We start from the raw sequence: 16,452 nt of genomic DNA, 5'->3' as shown, positions 1-16,452 counted from the left end.
CGGGATCTACGCCGGGGGGCGTCGCGAAACGCATCGCGCGGCGACGGCGTGTCTCACACATTGCGTTGCGTGGATGGCCGCGACGAGCGCGGCCATGACGCGGTGAGAGTGCGCCTTGTTAACCTGGTTCGGAGCCCTGTTGCTTATGCAGGTCGTCTTGACGGCGTGGGCATAGCGGTTACTGTTTCAGCGACGATTGGCGACGCCTATCCCCGTATAGCGGCGAATGACGGGACGGATTGTCTTGAGGCTTTTCAACAGGAGTTTGCGCAGATCATTGTCCGCCATCGGGGCGCGGCTGCGCCTTGGCGCGCTTGTCTATTCGGCGATGCTTGTCGGCAGCGCCGCGCCGGCCGGAGCGGCGGAGACCTATAGGGGCGATGATCCCGACTCATATGAGTGCGGTTCGGACTACAGCATCCTCAACCGATTTTCCACGCCGCCGGGCGTTTCGCTAGGTTCGACCAAATATGCTGATATCAAGTTCGTTCTCAAGAACAACGTCATTTCTGTAAAGGACGCGTCGACTTCGAAGGACTTGGCGTACATCTCGGTGGGAGAAAATACAAAATATTGCGCCTTCAAAGATGTGCACGTTATTGAAGAGAAAAAATTGTGGCGCAAGGAATGTAATACGAAATACCACGGATTTCGCCTGAGAATCATCGTAGACGAGCAACTACCTGTAAGGCCGTTTGGTTTTCCCGGCAGATTGCCGGCGGAAAAGCAACCCTTCGATAAAATGGACCATTCCATTAATGTTAAACTTTACCGAACAGCGGATAGGAAAAAGAAGGATTTAGCGCCGCAGTGTATGGACGCAAGCGGAACGCCAGAAGTCTCTTATAGGCTCCGCTATTTGGACCAGATTGCGACGCGCAATAAGTCGGCTGTGTCGATAAGTGAAGTAGCGCCATTCTATCTCAGACAAGGTGATGCCTATACCAAGTATGAGCCTGAAGCGCTGACGAAGGCTGGACCGGGAATTCCGCGGCCGAAGTAACAGGTTTCGGGGGCTCCAAGTCGGATAGAAACTCTCGCCGCTAAAGAAGCTCGCGCGCGCTTTCGCGCCCCGTCACCTGTCGGCGCTTGCTTCCACCTCGAGGCTTTCCAAAATCTCGCTCGGCTTTCGCGCCAGCGCGTCGAGCGCATTGACGCCTCTTTGCGAGACGAAACGCAAATGCAGCCGCTTCGGCTTTTGGATATAGGCGGAAACCGCGTCGGCGACTCGCCTGGCGTTGGCGCCGGCGCCGCCGAGAGTCGTGATCGCGGCCGCGGCCGCCCTGGCGTAATCGGCGCGCGCCTTGTCGACGGAGGTCTTCTGCTCCTTGGCTTCGAGCGCGAGCACGCGATCGACGAGACCCTCGCCTTCGAGCGTCAGATCGATTGCTTTGACCGACGTCGTGAGCATGGCGGCGCGCGACATGAGCGGGGAGGGCGAAAACGCCGCGCGTGACACATTGCCGAAGAGCGCCGACAAATGCGCGACGCCCATGTTCTTCGCGTCGATCTCGACGGGCTCCAACGCCGCTTCCGACGTTTTCTCGCGCCATTCTCCGGCCGCGAGTCCGGAGAGCGCAAGCTCGCGATAGCCGAGCGCGAGGAAATGCGACGTCGTCTGCGTGTCGCCGCGCGCCGCGAGATCCACGTTGAACTTGTCGATGCGGCCGGAGAATTTCGTCGGCGTCGTTTCGACGAAATTTGCGAAAGTCGCGTTGGCGTTCTCGACGCTGAATTTGATCCGCGATGTTTCGCTGGTTTTGGGGTCCGGTAGATCAGCGGCGACGCCCTGCAAGTCGACGCGCGCGAGCCTGGGATAGGCGCCGCTCTCCAGAACCGGCGCGAGCTGCAATTCGTTCAGCGCAATTCGCTTCACCGTCAGATTGCCGCCGTCCGCTGCGGCGAGCGAGAAATCGTCGAAAAACACTTCTGCGGCGCCAGCGCCCGCCACTTTACGCAAGCCGGCGCGCGCGATCTTCGCGGCGAACGGCTTGCCTGCGGAGTCGCCTTTGCCCGAGGCGACGACGTTGTCGACCTCGATCGCCGCCGCTTCAATGGATCGAAGCGCATCGAGCGCATCGCGCATCAGCGCGGGATCGTCTTCTGGCTTCGACGGGTCGAGCTTTTCGAACCGTTCGATGAGCTTGCCGGCGGGAGTCTGCAGCGCGCGCCCGCGCACGCCCTCGAGTTTCAGGCGGCCCGTCGTCAGCACGAGATTGGCGCTGGCGTCTTCGAGCCGCGAAGACTCGACGACCTCCTCATCGACAAAAGTTTTCAGAGGCGCGTTGGCCTCGCCGCGCGTGGAGAGCGCAAACCGCGCGAGTTCAGCGAGATCGAGCCCTTTCGCGACGGAGGCGCCCCAGAAGAAGCGCTGCACGCCGCGCTTCGCGGATTCGATCGTTTCCTCGCCGCCGTCGCCGCGCACGGTTGCGGCGCGACCCGAGACCACGTTCTCGAAGAGGAGCTTGCGATAAGCGGCGCGCTCGACGCGCGAATCATTGCGGCTTTCGCTCGACATGGAAGGCACGGTGATGCGCCGCGCGGAAATGCTCGCGAGAAGCGCCGCGGCGTTTACGCCGCCGTTCAGGAAGAACTTCGCGAGCTCCGCCGGCGGCAGACTCGCGCCTTCGATTTCGATGCGCGGAATACGGTAGGTCGTAGCGCCGAGGGTCACGACGAGATTGTCGAATGTCAGCGGCTTTTCGCCGGCGCCCGGCGCTGGCGCGGCGAAACAGGTGAGCGAAAGCGACATCGCGACGCGGGCGGCGAGGGATCTGCGCATCGGAAAAACCCTGGGGAGAGGGACGGCCGGCACCTTGCACGGCGCGTCTCTCAGGGTAAAGAGGCGCGTAGTTTGGTCGCAGCCGGCCTTTGGCGGGACGGGAGTGGCGGCGCGGCGACGCCGTGATAGAGAGGCCGCATGCGTCGACTCCTTCTCCTGCGCCATGGCAAGGCCGACCGGCACTCGGCCGGCGGCGACCGCGAACGTCCGCTCACCCGTCGGGGAATGGATGATGCGCGGCGCATGGGGGAGTTCCTGCGCGACGCCGACGTCGCGCCAGACCTCGCCGTCGCTTCCAATGCGCGGCGGGCCAAACAGACGCTCGATCAGGTGCTCGAGGTTTTTCCGGGCCATGTCACGCATCTGATCGAAAACACGATTTACCTTGCCACGGTGGATCATCTCGTCGAGATTTTGCGCCAGACGCCGGACAAGGTCGCGACGCTGCTCGCGGTCGGCCATAACCCGGGTTTCGCCGAACTCGCCTGCTGGCTTGCCGGCTCGGGCGAGGCGGATGAAATGGCGCTGATGCGCACTAAGTTCCCGACAGCTGCGCTTGCGATGCTCGACTTCGATACCGATCATTGGTCTGACGTGCGCAGGGGCGGGGCCCGCCTTGCGCGCTTCGTGACGCCCGGCATTCTGAGGGGCGAAGAAACGGAAGATCCCGACTAGCCGAGTCCGCAACTCACAAGGCGGCCATGCTGATCGAAGCGCTCCTGACGATGCTGGCCGTGGCTGCGCCACAGAAGGCGCCTGCGGCCGTCGTCGCGCCCTCGTCGGTTTTTTCCGCGACGCCGACGCCGGCTTACCATCCCGAAGTTCGCGCCGTGGACAATTGGCGGGTCGAAAGCGCGCTGTCGCTGGAGATGGCGCCGGTGGCCGCCGCCCGGCGCGCGCTCGGCGCCGACTCGGGCGAACCGGCCCGCTGCGTCAAGCTCAACAATTACTGGTGCATCAAAAGCGCCCGCTGGAACGGCGAGATCGCCGCCGACTCCGACGGCCATGTCGCCTTCGCCTCGGCGGAGGAGGGCGCCGCCGTCGCCGCGCTGCTGCTGCGCCGCTACTATGTCGATTACGGAAGGCGCACCGCCCGCGCCATCGTCGAGCGCTGGGCGCCGGCGCAATGTTCGCTCGTCTATGCGCCCCCAGCGCCCCGGCCGCAGGCGTCCATCCCCACGCCGCCGTCGCGGAGCCGCGCAGGGGCATCAGGGGCATCGTCGACGAAGGTCGCCTCAGGGAAATCGCCGCCGAGGGCGGGAGCCGGGATCTATCGCATGCTGCCGCAGCGCATCGTGCCGATGGGGCTGGCGCCTCGCGGCCTTCAGAATACGCTGCGGGCGCGCTGGCTGGCGTCGCATGGACGGGGCGGCGTAAACCCGAAAACGGCCCGACGACCCCTCGCGAAGCCGGCGGACCTGCTGCCGGCGCCGTCGATCATGGCCGGCGTCTCCGAGATTCCGGCGCGGCGGGAAAAGCTCGCCGAGCTTATCAGGCCGGAGCCGCAGACAACGATCGCCGACCTGCCGCCGGCGCCCGCGCCCCGGGCGCCGCCGCTCGTGTCAAATTGCGCCGGCGAGTTCGCGCGGATCGCCAATTATGCGGCCAACATCGCCCAGGGCGTCGTCGGCGGGCCGAATGAGGATCTGGCGCTGTTCACGCCCGCAGGCCTGCCGACCGAGAATCTGGCCAAGGTGATGGCCAATATGGCGGCCGTCGAGATCGGCCCGGCCCGGCCGCGAGACGGGTTGATCAAAATCGCCGTCGCCCAGCTGCGCCAGGTGCTGGAGGGGGCCGCCAAGCCCGCAGGCGATCCGACGCCGACGCCCGCGGCGGCGCAGGCGCCTCCGGCGCATGCAGATCGGTGAGCTTAGTTCAGGAGCGCGCCATCAGCTCGAGCGCGAGCCCGTAGACTTTCGTCCGCGCGGGTTCGGGCAGGGTCTTCAGCACTTCGAAATAGGTCTGCCCGGCGCCGCACATGCGCGCGTCTTCGAGCGGGGGATTGGGCATCTTGCCGTCGAGCAGCGCGTCGATCTCGACCTTGCCCAGACCGCGCGAGGCGAGCGCCGTCTCCAGCAGGCGGAAATCGGCGTCGGTCGGCGCGGCGCGTTCGATGTTTTTCGCCTGTCCGCTGACGATCGCCTCGAGCCCGGCGAGCGCCATATCGGAGACGATCTGGCGGCGCGAGGCCGCGAATCGCTGGAAGTCCAGATTGGTCGCGCCGTAGAGGAAGGCGACGCACATGCGCTTGTCCTCGCGCGCCACCGCCTGCAGCACTTCGAGCTGCTTTTCGAAGACGCGGGCGATCGGCTCAGGCTCGGCTTTCGCCGCCAGCGCGCCATGCGAGGTCCGAATGCGGCGCACCGCCTCGGAGAGGTAGTAGTCGACGCTCTGCTCCTCCTTCGTCTCGGCGAGGCGCGCGGCGAAGTCGTTGATCGCGGCTTCGTAATCGGCGGTGAAAGTCTCGCGCAGCCGCGCGAAATAGCGCGCGTAGTCCGGCGTTGAGGCGATCAGAGTCTCGATCTGCTGGCGCGCGCCTCCCTTGTCGGCCGGGGCGCTGGCGCGAGTCACGGCGCTGGCGTCCGCCATGTGCGGAGACGGGTTGAGCGCCAACCACGTCAGGCCGATGCCGGCCCCGATCGCGACGAGCGCCGCAGCCAACAGCGCCAGTATTTTCTCCAGATACATCGCCGGCCTTTGCGTCTCTGATGGGCTGATGGAAAGCGCGAAGCTTAAAGCATTGCGCGAGGGGGCGGAAGCGCGGCCGTGGGCTCAAGCGCCGTTGAGCAGCCGGCCGAGCCGCGCCGTCTCGGCGCGATGGGCGATCAGCAGGCCGATATGCCGGTTGAGATCATAGCTCCAGTGGCCGCGCCGGGCGCGTTCGGCGCGCATCGCGCGTTCGATTTCCTTCAGCGCGGCGCGCGCCGCCTCGGGCGAAGCGCTCGCGATCGTCTCCGGAGACAGGCGATGAAATCGCGCCAGCGCGCGCTCCCGATCGTAGCCTTTGAGCCCGGCCGCGAGGGCGGCGTCGAGCGCCGCGCCGGCGGCTGTCGCGATGCGGGCGGGTCGGGCGTCGGTTGCCTGAGAGATTTCTCTGCGCGTCATGGCTCATCCTCCATGACGTTAAGAATGCTCTCCCTCGAATGGATGAGGATAAGTATTTTATCCTTGAATAGGATTATTTTCCAGCTTACGGTTCGTCTTTGCCTGCTGGAGAGAGTCCGATGTTCGCCGATCCAATGCTTATTCCGGGGCTTAGCGCCGCGGCGGCCGCCGCCGCCCAGGGCGCGCCCTTCGCCGCTCTCTTTTCGCCCCGCCGTTCTCGCGTCCAAGTCGCCCGCGCCCGTCAGCTGGCCGTCTATCTCCACCATGTCGCGCTCGGCGCCAGCGTCTCAGCCTGCGCACGGGCTTTCGCGCGCGATCGCGCCACGATCCGTCACGCCTGCGCGACGATCGAGGATTTGCGCGACTACCCGCGTTTCGACGCCGGCGCGCGCCGGCTCGAATCCGCGCTTACGGCGCAGCGCGACATGATCTGCGACCTCCTGGCCCAGGGGGACCCACGATGAGGAAGAATGGGGGGCGCTCAGCCCGAGAAGAAAGCGGCCGCGCCATGCGCCGGCTGCTGCAGGCGCTCGGCGAGCCGGGCGCGCGCGGCGCGCTCAGCGGGCTCGAAGCGTCGACGCTCGTCGTGGTGGCGGCGAGCAAAGGCGTCACCGTCGTGCGCGCGCGGCTGCCCGCCGCGGCGGGCGAGGCGGCGCTTGCCGAGGGGCTCGTGCGATGGGGGCAAGAGGGCGGCGAACGCCGGCTGGCGCTCACCGACGCCGGCCGCGCCCACCTTCGCCGCTTGTCCGCGCCCGAGGCAGAGCAGGCGGAGCCCTTTCGCGCGCAGCACGCGTCCTATGCGCTGTGCCAACTCGAGAAGGGCGCTCGGCCGACGCTCGTCAATGAAGCCGAAAGCCCGCTCGCCTGGCTGGCGCGGCGGAAGGATCGCGAGGGCAAAAACTTTCTCGACGCCGCGCAGCTCGAAGCCGGCGAGCGCTTCCGCCGCGACATCGAGCAGGCGCAGCTGTTGCAGCGCGTGACCGCGAATTGGGAGGCCTCGATCAACGCCGCCCGCCGCGGCGCCGACGCGGGCGCCGTCTCCGAAGTCGCGATCGACGCGCGGCGGCGGCTCGCCCGCGCCTTCGACGCCGTGGGGCCGGAAATGGCCGGGCTGGTGACCGACGTCTGCGGCTATCTGAAGGGACTGGAGGTCGTCGAAAGCGAGAGGGGCTGGCCGCCGCGCTCGGCGAAAGTCGTGCTCAGAATCGCGCTCGATCGGCTGGCGCGCCACTACGGGCTTTCAGTCGAGGCGCGCGGCCGCGAGCGCGCCGATTCGCTGCTGCATTGGGGCGCGCAGGATTACCGGCCGAGGGTGTGAGGCCCGCGGCCCCCTCCCCCTCCCTGTCCCTCCCCCGCTTCGCGGGAGAGGGGACGCAAACAACAAGCGCCGCGCATGTTGATTGCAATACCGCAACGTTGCTGAAACGCCGCATCTGACTCCCTCTCCCGCGAAGCGGGGGAGGGTTGGGGTGGGGGCGCTACGCCGCCATCGCCTCTTTCGCTTCCCTCTTGATCCGCTCGACCATTGACCGAAGGCCGTTGGCGCGCTGCGGCGTCAGATGTTCGGCGAGGCCCAGCTCCTTGAAGAGCGGCTGCGCGTCCGTGTCGACGATCTCCTGCGCCGGCCGCGCCGAATAAAGCGCCAGCACCAGCGCGACGAGGCCGCGCACGATATGCGCGTCGCTGTCGCCGCGAAACGACAGCATCATGCGTCCGTCGGCGTCGCGCGCCCGGGTCGTTTCGAGCCACACCTGGCTGGCGCAGCCGCGCACCTTGTTGGCGTCCGTATAGGCCTCTTTCGGCAGCGGCTCGAGCGTGCGCCCGAGTTCGATGAGATAGCGGTAGCGGTCCTCCCACTCATCGAGCAGTTCGAAATTGCCCTTGATCTCGTCGATTTGCATTTACCCGCATCCTTCCGGGCGCATTCTAGCGCAACTTCGCGGTCGCGCCGCGCCCTTTCCTTGCCCAGAGCGACGCCTTACATTTCATCGCGATGATCGGCTGGCGCGCCGCGCCGTCGCCTGGAGCGATATTCCTTGGAGAAATATATGAGCGACTTTGTCCGCTGGCGCGCCGTCGCCGCCGCGATTTTCCTCGCCATCGGTCTTTCAGGCTGCGGCTACAACACCATTCCGACGCTCGAGGAAAACGCCAAGGCGAAATGGTCGGACGTGCAGTCGCAATATCAGCGCCGCGCCGATCTCATTCCAAACCTCGTCGAGACCGTGAAGGGCTACGCCAAGCAGGAGAAGGACGTGCTTACCTCCGTCGTCGAGGCGCGCGCCAAGGCGACGTCGGTCAAGATCGACGCGGGCTCGTTGACCGACCCTGAAAAGATGAAGCAGTTCCAGGAGGCGCAAAACCAGCTCACCGGCGCGCTCGGCCGCCTGATCGCGGTGAGCGAAGCTTACCCCGATCTGAAATCCAACCAGAACTTCCTCGCCCTGCAGTCGCAGCTCGAAGGCACCGAGAACCGGATCAATGTCGCGCGGCGCGACTACATCGAGGCGGTACGAGAATTCAACACCTCGTTGCGCACCTTCCCGACGCTTCTCTGGGCGAAGACCTTCTTCGCCGGAACGAAGCCGATGGCGGAATTCGCGGCCGCCGGCGCGGCGCAATCGCCGCCGGAAGTGAAGTTCTAGAGATGGACGCCGGCGCGCCGAGCGAAGATTTGAGCGCGCTTTCGACCGAGGCGCACGCAATGTGGGCGCATATGCGCCGGGAGGCCGAGGAGGCGCTGCGCCTCGATCCGTCGCTGACGCCGCTGATGCTCGGCGCGATCCTCAATCGCACATCGCTCGAAGAGGCGGTGGTCCACCGCATCGCCGCGCGACTCGGCGCCTTTGCGATGGACGCGGAGACGATCGCCGACGCCTTCCTGCAGGCGGTGCGCGAGGATGAGACGATCGCGGCCGCCTTCCGCGCCGATCTCGCCGCCTATGTCGAGCGCGATCCCGCCTGCGGGCGGATGATCGAGCCGCTGCTCTATTTCAAGGGCTTTCACGCCATCCAGGCGGCGCGGCTCGCGCATGCGCTGTGGCGCGCGCGGCGTCACGATTTCGCGTTCTACATCCAGAGCCGCGCCTCGGACGCGCTCGCGGCGGACATTCATCCCGCGGCGCGCTTCGGCAAAGGCCTGTTTCTGGACCACGGCACCGGCTTCGTGGTCGGCGAGACGGCGGTCGTCGATGACGACGTCTCGATCCTGCACAATGTGACGTTAGGGGGCACCGGCAAGGCGGCGGGCGACCGTCATCCGAAGGTGCGGCGCGGCGTGATGATCGGCGCCGGCGCCAAGATCCTTGGTAATATCGAGATCGGCGCCTGTTCGCGCATTGCGGCAGGCTCGGTCGTGCTGAAGTCGGTTCCGCCGAATTCGATCGTCGCCGGCGTTCCGGCGAAGGTGGTCGGCGTGGAAAGCCGCGCCGAGCCCGCCCGCGACATGGACCAGATCCTGCGCGGCCTCGCCTATGATTCCTTCGATTATGTGATCTGAGCCGGGCGCCCCGACGCCGAGCCAGGCGGCGATTGAGGCTTGCGCGGGCCCGCCATTCTCCTGCTATGTGTCCACCGGCGCCGCGCTCGCTTCACGGACGGGCGCCCGGCCGCGGCAGGGGGATCGATGCTCGAGATAGCGGTCCAGATGGACCCATTGGAACGCATTAATTTTGCTGGCGATTCCACCTTCGCGCTGATGCTGGAGGCGAAGCTCAGGGGCCATCGCCTGTGGTTTTACACGCCCGACCAATTGTCGCTCGAAGGCGACAGGCTGACCGCCCGCGCGCATCGCATCGACGTTTTCGACGATCCCTCCCGCTATTATGCGCTCGGCGAGGCGACCGATCTTGAACTCGGCGCGATGGACGTCGTGCTGCTGCGCCAGGATCCGCCCTTCGATCTCGCCTATATCACCTCGACGCATTTTCTGGAGCGGCTCGCGCCGCGGACTCTCGTCGTCAACGACCCCGCGCATGTGCGCAACGCGCCGGAAAAAATCTTCGTGATGGCGTTCGCCGACCTGATGCCGCCGACGCTGATCACGCGCGACCGCGCGGCGATCGAGCGCTTTCGCGCCAAGCATGACGCCATCGTCATGAAGCCGCTCTACGGTCATGGCGGCGCCGCGGTGTTCAAGGTCACGCGCCGCGATCCGAACTTCGGCTCGCTCTTCGACATGTTCGCGACGACCTTCCGCGAACCCTGGGTCGTGCAGCGCTTCCTGCCGGAGATCGTGAAGGGCGACAAGCGCATCCTGCTCATCGACGGCGAGGCGATGGGCGCGCTCAATCGCATTCCCGCCGATGACGACATTCGCTCGAATCTGGTGCGCGGCGGGGCGCCCGCGGCGTCCGAACTCGATGCGCGAGAGAAGGAGATCTGCGCGAGGCTCGGGCCGGAACTGAAGCGGCGCGGATTGATTTTTGTCGGCATCGACGTGATTGACGGCTGGCTGACCGAGATCAATGTAACTTCGCCAACCGGGCTGCGCGCGCTGAAGCGAGTCGGCGGGCCAAATCTCGCGCCGCCGCTCTTCGACGCCATCGAGGCGCGTCTGCGCGCCCTGCGCTCCCTGGGCCGATCGCCGGAATTTACGTCATGAACGAAGTGGCGTCGCTCAGCGTCTTCGCCGGCCTCGACCCCGAGAAGCAGTTTCATGGCTTGCGCCAGGCGCTCGCCCCTGCGGTCGAGGCGATCTGCAAAAAGGAGCGCGGCCACTCGCGGCGTACGGCGATCGTCGAACTGTTTCGCTCCGCGCTGGCGGAAGGACGCGAGATCGCTCGCGCGCGGCTCGAGGCGCGCGGCTCCGGCCTCGCCTGCGCCAGATTGCTTTCGGCGCTCGAAGACGAGCTGATCGGCGCCATCTACGACTATGTCGTGCGCTTTGTTTACGTCGTCGACAATCCGACCTTCGCCGAGCGTCTCTCCATCGTCGCCGTCGGCGGCTATGGGCGCGGCGCGCTCGCGCCGGGCTCCGACATCGATCTTCTGTTTCTCGTGCCCTACAAACAGACGCCGTGGGGCGAAAGCGTCATCGAGGCGATCCTTTATATTCTCTGGGATCTGCGTCAGAAGGTCGGCCATGCGACGCGCTCGGTCGCCGAATGCATGCGTCAGGCGCGCGCCGACATGACGATTCGAACGACGCTTCTGGAAGCGCGCTTCATTCTCGGTAACGCCGAACTGTTCAGCGAGTTTCGCGAAAGCTTCGACCGCGAAATCGCCCGGCTGGACACGCGCGAATTCGTCTCCGCCAAGCTCGCGGAACGCGACGCGCGGGTGATGCGCGCCGGCGCCTCGCGCTATCTCGTCGAACCGAACGTCAAGGAAGGCAAGGGCGGCCTGCGCGATCTTAATACGCTGTTCTGGATCGCCAAATATGTCTATCGGGTGCGCGAGGCGAAGGAGCTCGTCGCCGCTGGCCTGTTCACCGCGGCCGAACTCAGCCTCTTCGAACGCTGCGAAGAGTTTTTGTGGCGCGTGCGCTGCCATCTGCATTTCGCGACGGGGCGCGCCGAGGAACGGCTCGCCTTCGACGTGCAGCCGACGATCGCCAGGCGACTCGGCTATCACGACCGCAGCGGACTGTCGCCGGTCGAGCGGTTCATGAAGCATTATTTCCTCGTCGCGAAGGAAGTCGGCGATCTCACCGCGATCGTCTGCGCGGCGCTCGAAGAGAAGCAGGCGAAGCCGCGCGCGATCTTTGAGCGCTTTCTGCAGCCGTTCCGGCGCCGGCGCAGCCGCGCGCCGCAGGGTGATTTCATCGTCGATCACGATCGCATCAGCATCGTCGACGCCGACGTGTTCAAGCGCGATCCCGTCAATATCATCCGGCTGTTCTGGATGGCGGATCATCACGGCCTGCCGCTGCACCCGGACGCCTTGCGCGCGGTCACTCTCTCGCTGCGCCTGATCGACGCCAATCTGCGCGTGAACAAGGAAGCCAATCGGCTGTTTCTCGAAATCCTGCTCTCGCGCAACATGACCGAAATCACGCTGCGCCGGATGAACGAGACCGGCGTGCTCGGCCGCTTTATTCCGGAGTTCGGCAAAGTCGTCGCGATGATGCAGTTCAACATGTATCATCACTATACGGTCGACGAACATCTGCTGCGCGCGGTCGGCGGACTGTCCGATCTCGAAGCCGGACGCATGCCGGAGCATCAGCAGCTCGTCGACGAAATCCTGCCGACGATCGTCAACCGCAAGGTTCTTTATCTCGGCCTGTTTCTCCACGACATCGCCAAGGGCCGAAAGGAGGACCACTCGCTCGCCGGCATGGAGGTGGCGCGCAGCCTGTGTCCGCGCTTGGGATTCACGCCAGGAGAGACGGAGTCCGTCGCCTGGCTTGTCGAACATCATCTCACCATGTCGAGTTTCGCGCAGAGCCGCGATCTCTCCGACCGCGTCACCATCGAGAATTTCACCGCGATCGTTCAGACGATGGAGCGGCTGAAGATGCTGTTCGTGCTCACCGTCTGCGACATCAACGCGGTCGGGCCCGGCGTGCTCGACGCCTGGAAGGCGCAGCTGCTCCGCGTGCTGTACTGGGAGACCGAGGTCGTGCTCGGCGGCGGCCATTCGGCGGTCGATCGCAAGAGCCGAGTCGCCGCTGCCAAAGCGGAACTGCGCGCGGCGCTGCCCGAGTGGAGCGACGAGGAGTTCGACGCCTACGCGAAGCGCCACTATCCGGCCTACTGGCTCAAGGTCGACGTCGCGCGCAAGCGCGGTCACGCGGAGCTGCTTCGCAAGATGACCGGCGCCTCGGCGCCGCTGGCGACATCGGTCGAACTCGACAGGACGCGGGGCGCCGTGGAGCTGACCGTCGTTGCGCCGGACAACCCGCGCCTATTGTCGATCATCGCCGGCGGCTGCGCGGCGGGCGGCGCCAACATCGTCGATGCGCATATCTTCACCACCGCGGACGGTCTCGCGCTCGACACGATCTTTTTCTCGCGCGCTTTCGACTATGATGAAGATGAATTGCGCCGCGCCCGACGCATCGCCGATCTCATCGCGAGGGCGCTGCGCGGCGAGGTCGTCGTGTCGGAAGAGCTGAAGGCGCGCGCCAAAGCCGTTCTGCCGACCGACGCCTTCTCGGTCGCGCCCGAGGTCGTCGTCGATAACAGCCTCTCCAACGTCTATACGGTCATCGAGGTGTCGGGACTTGACAGAGAAGGTCTGCTCTTCGAACTCACCAATGCGATTTCCCGGCTCAATCTCAACATCGCCTCCGCCCATATCGTGACCTTCGGCGAACGCGCGGTCGACGCTTTCTATGTGACGGATCTGACGGGAACGAAGATCGCCTCGCCGCAGCGGCAGGCGGCGATCAAGCGCCAGCTCCTCGATGTGTTTCGCGGCCCGGGCGTGCGAGGAGCCAGAACGCCCACGGTCGCCGCGACTTGATTTTGACGTTTGGCGCGCAGATATCCAGACCTTTACGAATGACGATGGTGACAGCATGAGTGATCCAAGGAACGCGGACAAAAAGGCCGACGCGACGGAGAATCGAGGCGTTGCGGAGCCTTCGTCCTTATCGCAGCCGTCGGCTGAATCCGATATTGCGCAGCCGGAGCCGTTCACCGAGCTGGAAAATCTTTATGCCGAGAATGCAGGCTTAAAGGACAAGCTGCTTCGGGCGCTCGCCGAAGTCGAGAATGTGCGACGGCGCGCCGAGCGCGAAGTCGCCGACGCGAAGGCTTACGGCGTCGCCAATTTTGCGCGCGAAATGCTGTCGTTCGCCGATAATCTGCGTCGCGCGGTCGAGAACGTGCCCGAAGGCTCGCGCGGGGATCCGGCGGTCGCGTCGCTCCTCCAAGGCGTCGAGGTGATGGAGCGCGATTTTCTCGCCCGGCTGACGCGTTTCGGCGTGAAGAAGATCGAAGCCCAGGGCGCGCGCTTCGATCCCAATCAACACGAAGCGCTGTTTGAGATCCCCGACGAGACGCAGCCGGCGGGCACGGTCGCTCAGGTCGTCGAGCAAGGCTACATGATCGGCGAACGCGTGCTGCGCCCCGCAAAGGTCGGCGTGACGCGCGGCGGATCGAAGCCGTCCTGATCAGCGGCCGGGGACGCGCATGGACGATCGAGCGGCAGCGACAACGATTCAGGAAGCCGGCGTTGTCGCGGCGGCCGTCTATCAGGACGGCCGAAAGATCGCCGACATCGAGGTCGATGAGGCGGGAGAGTGGGCGAAGCGTGAAGGCTATGTCGTCTGGATCGGACTCCACGAACCGTCAAAGGATCTGCTGGAGCGCGTCGGCCGCCAGTTCTCACTGCATCACCTCGCGATCGAAGACGCGTTCAAGGCGCATCAGTTCCCAAAGCTTGAAGAATATGAGGACAGCGTCTTCATCGTCGCGCGCACGGCGCAGATGGTCGAGGGCCGCATCGCCTTCGGCGAGACGCATCTTTTCGTCGGCGTCGGCTTTGTCGTGAGCGTGCGGCACGGCGCGTCCAGCTCTTATGCACATGTGCGCGAACGCTGCGAAGCCCGCGCGGAGCGCCTCTCCGAAGGCGAAGACTTCATCGTCTACGCAATTCTCGATTTCATCGTCGACAATTACTTTCCGGTCCTCGACGCGATCAGCGATGAGGTCGAGGACATCGAGGATCATGTTCTCGCAACGACAATGGGCAAGCCGGAAATCGAGCAGCTCTACAGTCTGCGGCGCGACCTCCTGCATTTGCGCAACGCCGCGACGCCGCTTGCCGACGTCTGCCGCCGTCTGGAGCGCAGCGACGTCGTCGCCATCGATCGCCAGATGCGGCCGCATTTCCGCGACGTTCGTGATCATTTGCGCCGCGTCCAGGAGCGCATCGACACGATGCGGGAAACGCTCGCGTTCGCCTTCGAATCGAGCCTCATGAACGCGCAAATGCAGCAAACTGATATTTCACGCCGGCTCGCCGCCTGGGCGGCGATTCTCGCCGTGCCCACGGCCGTCGCCGGAATCTACGGCATGAACTTCGAGCACATGCCAGAACTCAAATGGGAATACGGCTATTACGTCGTCATCGGCGTGACGGCGACGATCTGCGGCTATCTCTATTACCGGCTCCGCCGCGCCGGCTGGCTGTAGCGCGCGACTGGCGTCCTGCCGGGTCAAACAAATTGGCATGGGGCTAGTCGTCGCGTTTCACGTGCTGCTGCAGCGTCCCCCAGCCGAGCGACTCGTTCTTTATCGAAGTCCAATATGCGTAGTGGGCTGCGAGAATCATGAAGCACAGCACGAGGGCCGAACCTGCTTCCGTTGCGTTGATCTGAACCGTCTGAGAAATCGACTTGAAGAAAGGTGGGAGCGCGGCGACCGCATTTATTACACCGGCAATAAAGATCAGTTCGAGCGGCCGAACGTAGAAATGGCCGAGTTCGCCAGTGATGTCGCTATTCAGTTCATAGAGCGCATGGCGCGTTGGCGGGACGCAGGGGTATTCCCTTTCGATGCGATGACCCAGTGCGAATACGGTATGGAGAAGTTGCTGATAGACCTTCTGATCGAGCCGCCAGAGCGCCGACACGCCGAACGCGACGACGAAGATGACCGCCTGCCGCGCGACCGCCGCAGCGGAATGGTCCCAGCCATCCTTGGCGAATTCCGCGTTGACAAGGAAGCCGCAGGCGCCCACGCCCGCGAGGAGCCAGGCGGAAGCGATGGTCCGCAGCTGGCCTTGCGCCTTGTCGTAGTCGCTTTCGAAGGCGCGCAGCGCATTATACGCGATGAGGATTTGCGCGGTCCGCGGCTCGGCGGGATCGGCCAGTTTGCTGAGATCGAAGTCCGTTATCTTCTTTGTCGCTTTATTCGTCATCGCAATGAGGCTCCGCTGCCGCTATAATATTTCGAACGAATCCATGGGGGCGCGCCGATGGCGGCCGTTTATCTGGCGGGGCCCGACGTTTTCCTCGCCGATGCGATCGACGTCGGGCGCGTGAAGAAAGCGCATTGCAGCGATCACGGACTGGTCGGCGTGTTTCCCCTCGACGCGGAACTCGCGCTTACGCGTCAGGATGGCATATCGGAACGCATATTCAACGCGAATGTCACGCTGATGCGCCAGTGCGCGGCGGTGGTCGCGAACATCACGCCTTTCCGTGGCCTGAGCGTCGATCCCGGCACGGCCTTCGAAGTCGGTTTCGCTTTCGCGTTGGGAAAGCCGGTTTTCGCTTACACCAATGTGGCGACGAATTACCGTGATCGCGTCGTCGAAGCATTTGGCGCAGGCGCCCCGGCGGAGGGACGCGAATTCGCCGGCGACGGCATGAGCGTCGAGAATTTCGGCCTCGTGGACAATCTCATGATCGCGGAAGCGGTGCGCTCGCAGGGCTGGGAGATCGTCGTGCGGGACGTGAGCCCGGAGCGCAGCTTCACGGATCTTGAGGGCTTCGACCGCTGCTTGCGGCAGGCCGCGGCTTTCTTTCGCTCAGGGCGAAACGGCGCTGCAGCGGCATAGGCCGCCCCTCGCCACGCCTCTGAGGCCCACCGCCTTACGAAAGTTTCATCCCGCCGCCATTGGACGGCAAAGCGACGATCTCCATGTTTCATCTCGCAGCGACGTTACGC

At 65.0% G+C, this 16,452-nt stretch carries 17 protein-coding genes; 12 read left to right on the top strand and 5 right to left on the bottom strand.

Annotated elements, in window-relative coordinates:
• The first annotated feature begins 277 nt into the window (after window positions 1–277).
• Window positions 278–1,003, top strand: coding sequence for a hypothetical protein (locus AC0X69_RS05250; RefSeq protein ID WP_482611967.1), 726 nt, complete (start codon window positions 278–280; stop codon window positions 1,001–1,003).
• Window positions 1,004–1,075: 72 nt separating this feature from the next.
• Here AC0X69_RS05250 and AC0X69_RS05245 read toward each other — a convergent pair whose 3' ends face one another.
• Window positions 1,076–2,782, bottom strand: coding sequence for an aq_1923 C-terminal domain (locus AC0X69_RS05245; protein WP_482611965.1), 1,707 nt, complete (start codon window positions 2,780–2,782; stop codon window positions 1,076–1,078).
• 138 nt (window positions 2,783–2,920) lie between these two features.
• On the opposite strand from AC0X69_RS05245, the gene AC0X69_RS05240 reads away from it, so the two are divergent.
• Complete coding sequence (locus AC0X69_RS05240; protein WP_482611963.1) at window positions 2,921–3,457, top strand: SixA phosphatase family protein; 537 nt, start codon at window positions 2,921–2,923, stop codon at window positions 3,455–3,457.
• A gap of 26 nt (window positions 3,458–3,483) precedes the next feature.
• Window positions 3,484–4,650, top strand: a complete 1,167-nt coding sequence (locus tag AC0X69_RS05235; protein WP_482611961.1) for a hypothetical protein — start codon at window positions 3,484–3,486, stop codon at window positions 4,648–4,650.
• Window positions 4,651–4,657: 7 nt separating this feature from the next.
• On the opposite strand, the gene AC0X69_RS05230 is transcribed toward AC0X69_RS05235, so the two are convergent.
• Together AC0X69_RS05230 and AC0X69_RS05225 are read right to left on the bottom strand one after the other, a co-directional pair.
• On the bottom strand, window positions 4,658–5,470 hold the full coding sequence (locus AC0X69_RS05230; RefSeq protein WP_482611959.1) for a hypothetical protein: 813 nt from the start codon (window positions 5,468–5,470) through the stop codon (window positions 4,658–4,660).
• An 84-nt stretch (window positions 5,471–5,554) separates the two neighbouring features.
• The gene (locus tag AC0X69_RS05225; protein ID WP_482611957.1) at window positions 5,555–5,887 is read right to left on the bottom strand and encodes a DUF6477 family protein; all 333 of its coding nucleotides are present in this window, start codon (window positions 5,885–5,887) and stop codon (window positions 5,555–5,557) included.
• A gap of 119 nt (window positions 5,888–6,006) precedes the next feature.
• On the opposite strand from AC0X69_RS05225, the gene AC0X69_RS05220 reads away from it, so the two are divergent.
• Together AC0X69_RS05220 and AC0X69_RS05215 are read left to right on the top strand one after the other, a co-directional pair.
• Window positions 6,007–6,351 (top strand): helix-turn-helix domain-containing protein, encoded by a 345-nt coding sequence (locus AC0X69_RS05220; protein ID WP_482611955.1) that lies wholly within the window; start codon window positions 6,007–6,009, stop codon window positions 6,349–6,351.
• On the top strand, window positions 6,348–7,205 hold the full coding sequence (locus AC0X69_RS05215; protein WP_482611953.1) for a DUF6456 domain-containing protein: 858 nt from the start codon (window positions 6,348–6,350) through the stop codon (window positions 7,203–7,205). Before AC0X69_RS05220 ends, AC0X69_RS05215 begins: the two co-directional genes overlap by 4 nt.
• Before the next feature lie 160 nt (window positions 7,206–7,365).
• Here the strand turns inward: AC0X69_RS05215 and AC0X69_RS05210 are convergent, their stop codons facing one another.
• On the bottom strand, window positions 7,366–7,788 hold the full coding sequence (locus tag AC0X69_RS05210; protein ID WP_482611951.1) for a SufE family protein: 423 nt from the start codon (window positions 7,786–7,788) through the stop codon (window positions 7,366–7,368).
• Between the two features lie 147 nt (window positions 7,789–7,935).
• Between AC0X69_RS05210 and AC0X69_RS05205 the strand changes: the two genes are divergently transcribed.
• From AC0X69_RS05205 to corA, 6 genes are all read left to right on the top strand, one after another.
• Window positions 7,936–8,532, top strand: a complete 597-nt coding sequence (locus AC0X69_RS05205) for a LemA family protein (RefSeq protein ID WP_482611949.1) — start codon at window positions 7,936–7,938, stop codon at window positions 8,530–8,532.
• A gap of 2 nt (window positions 8,533–8,534) precedes the next feature.
• Entirely contained in the window at window positions 8,535–9,386 is an 852-nt protein-coding gene (gene cysE / locus AC0X69_RS05200; RefSeq protein ID WP_482611947.1) for a serine O-acetyltransferase, read from the top strand.
• Window positions 9,387–9,512: 126 nt separating this feature from the next.
• The gene (gene gshB / locus AC0X69_RS05195; protein WP_482611945.1) at window positions 9,513–10,490 is read left to right on the top strand and encodes a glutathione synthase; all 978 of its coding nucleotides are present in this window, start codon (window positions 9,513–9,515) and stop codon (window positions 10,488–10,490) included.
• A complete protein-coding gene (locus tag AC0X69_RS05190; RefSeq protein ID WP_482611943.1) occupies window positions 10,487–13,297 on the top strand; it encodes a [protein-PII] uridylyltransferase in 2,811 nt (936 codons plus the stop codon). The genes gshB and AC0X69_RS05190 overlap by 4 nt, the downstream gene beginning before the upstream one ends.
• 55 nt (window positions 13,298–13,352) lie before the next feature.
• Window positions 13,353–13,949, top strand: a complete 597-nt coding sequence (gene grpE / locus AC0X69_RS05185; RefSeq protein ID WP_482611941.1) for a nucleotide exchange factor GrpE — start codon at window positions 13,353–13,355, stop codon at window positions 13,947–13,949.
• 19 nt (window positions 13,950–13,968) lie between these two features.
• Entirely contained in the window at window positions 13,969–14,973 is a 1,005-nt protein-coding gene (corA, locus tag AC0X69_RS05180) for a magnesium/cobalt transporter CorA (protein ID WP_482611939.1), read from the top strand.
• 43 nt (window positions 14,974–15,016) lie between these two features.
• Here the strand turns inward: corA and AC0X69_RS05175 are convergent, their stop codons facing one another.
• The gene (locus tag AC0X69_RS05175; RefSeq protein WP_482611937.1) at window positions 15,017–15,700 is read right to left on the bottom strand and encodes a hypothetical protein; all 684 of its coding nucleotides are present in this window, start codon (window positions 15,698–15,700) and stop codon (window positions 15,017–15,019) included.
• A gap of 57 nt (window positions 15,701–15,757) precedes the next feature.
• On the opposite strand from AC0X69_RS05175, the gene AC0X69_RS05170 reads away from it, so the two are divergent.
• The gene (locus AC0X69_RS05170) at window positions 15,758–16,342 is read left to right on the top strand and encodes a nucleoside 2-deoxyribosyltransferase (protein ID WP_482611935.1); all 585 of its coding nucleotides are present in this window, start codon (window positions 15,758–15,760) and stop codon (window positions 16,340–16,342) included.
• The last annotated feature ends 110 nt before the right edge of the window (window positions 16,343–16,452 follow it).

It is taken from the genome of Methylocystis sp. Uni0008, assembly GCF_056838045.1.
Note: the sequence above shows the minus strand (reverse complement) of the source record. Positions and strands in the feature narration are given on the sequence as shown.

Excerpts from the sequence above, each read along its gene's own strand:
- AC0X69_RS05245 (WP_482611965.1), bottom strand. The coding sequence starts at position 2,782 with ATGCGCAGATCCCTCGCCGCCCGCGTCGCGATGTCGCTTTCGCTCACC.
- AC0X69_RS05240 (WP_482611963.1), top strand. The coding sequence starts at position 2,921 with ATGCGTCGACTCCTTCTCCTGCGCCATGGCAAGGCCGACCGGCACTCG.
- AC0X69_RS05235 (WP_482611961.1), top strand. The coding sequence starts at position 3,484 with ATGCTGATCGAAGCGCTCCTGACGATGCTGGCCGTGGCTGCGCCACAG.
- AC0X69_RS05230 (WP_482611959.1), bottom strand. The coding sequence starts at position 5,470 with ATGTATCTGGAGAAAATACTGGCGCTGTTGGCTGCGGCGCTCGTCGCG.
- AC0X69_RS05225 (WP_482611957.1), bottom strand. The coding sequence starts at position 5,887 with ATGACGCGCAGAGAAATCTCTCAGGCAACCGACGCCCGACCCGCCCGC.
- AC0X69_RS05220 (WP_482611955.1), top strand. The coding sequence starts at position 6,007 with ATGTTCGCCGATCCAATGCTTATTCCGGGGCTTAGCGCCGCGGCGGCC.
- AC0X69_RS05215 (WP_482611953.1), top strand. The coding sequence starts at position 6,348 with ATGAGGAAGAATGGGGGGCGCTCAGCCCGAGAAGAAAGCGGCCGCGCC.
- AC0X69_RS05210 (WP_482611951.1), bottom strand. The coding sequence starts at position 7,788 with ATGCAAATCGACGAGATCAAGGGCAATTTCGAACTGCTCGATGAGTGG.
- AC0X69_RS05205 (WP_482611949.1), top strand. The coding sequence starts at position 7,936 with ATGAGCGACTTTGTCCGCTGGCGCGCCGTCGCCGCCGCGATTTTCCTC.
- cysE (WP_482611947.1), top strand. The coding sequence starts at position 8,535 with ATGGACGCCGGCGCGCCGAGCGAAGATTTGAGCGCGCTTTCGACCGAG.
- gshB (WP_482611945.1), top strand. The coding sequence starts at position 9,513 with ATGCTCGAGATAGCGGTCCAGATGGACCCATTGGAACGCATTAATTTT.
- AC0X69_RS05190 (WP_482611943.1), top strand. The coding sequence starts at position 10,487 with ATGAACGAAGTGGCGTCGCTCAGCGTCTTCGCCGGCCTCGACCCCGAG.
- grpE (WP_482611941.1), top strand. The coding sequence starts at position 13,353 with ATGAGTGATCCAAGGAACGCGGACAAAAAGGCCGACGCGACGGAGAAT.
- corA (WP_482611939.1), top strand. The coding sequence starts at position 13,969 with ATGGACGATCGAGCGGCAGCGACAACGATTCAGGAAGCCGGCGTTGTC.
- AC0X69_RS05175 (WP_482611937.1), bottom strand. The coding sequence starts at position 15,700 with ATGACGAATAAAGCGACAAAGAAGATAACGGACTTCGATCTCAGCAAA.
- AC0X69_RS05170 (WP_482611935.1), top strand. The coding sequence starts at position 15,758 with ATGGCGGCCGTTTATCTGGCGGGGCCCGACGTTTTCCTCGCCGATGCG.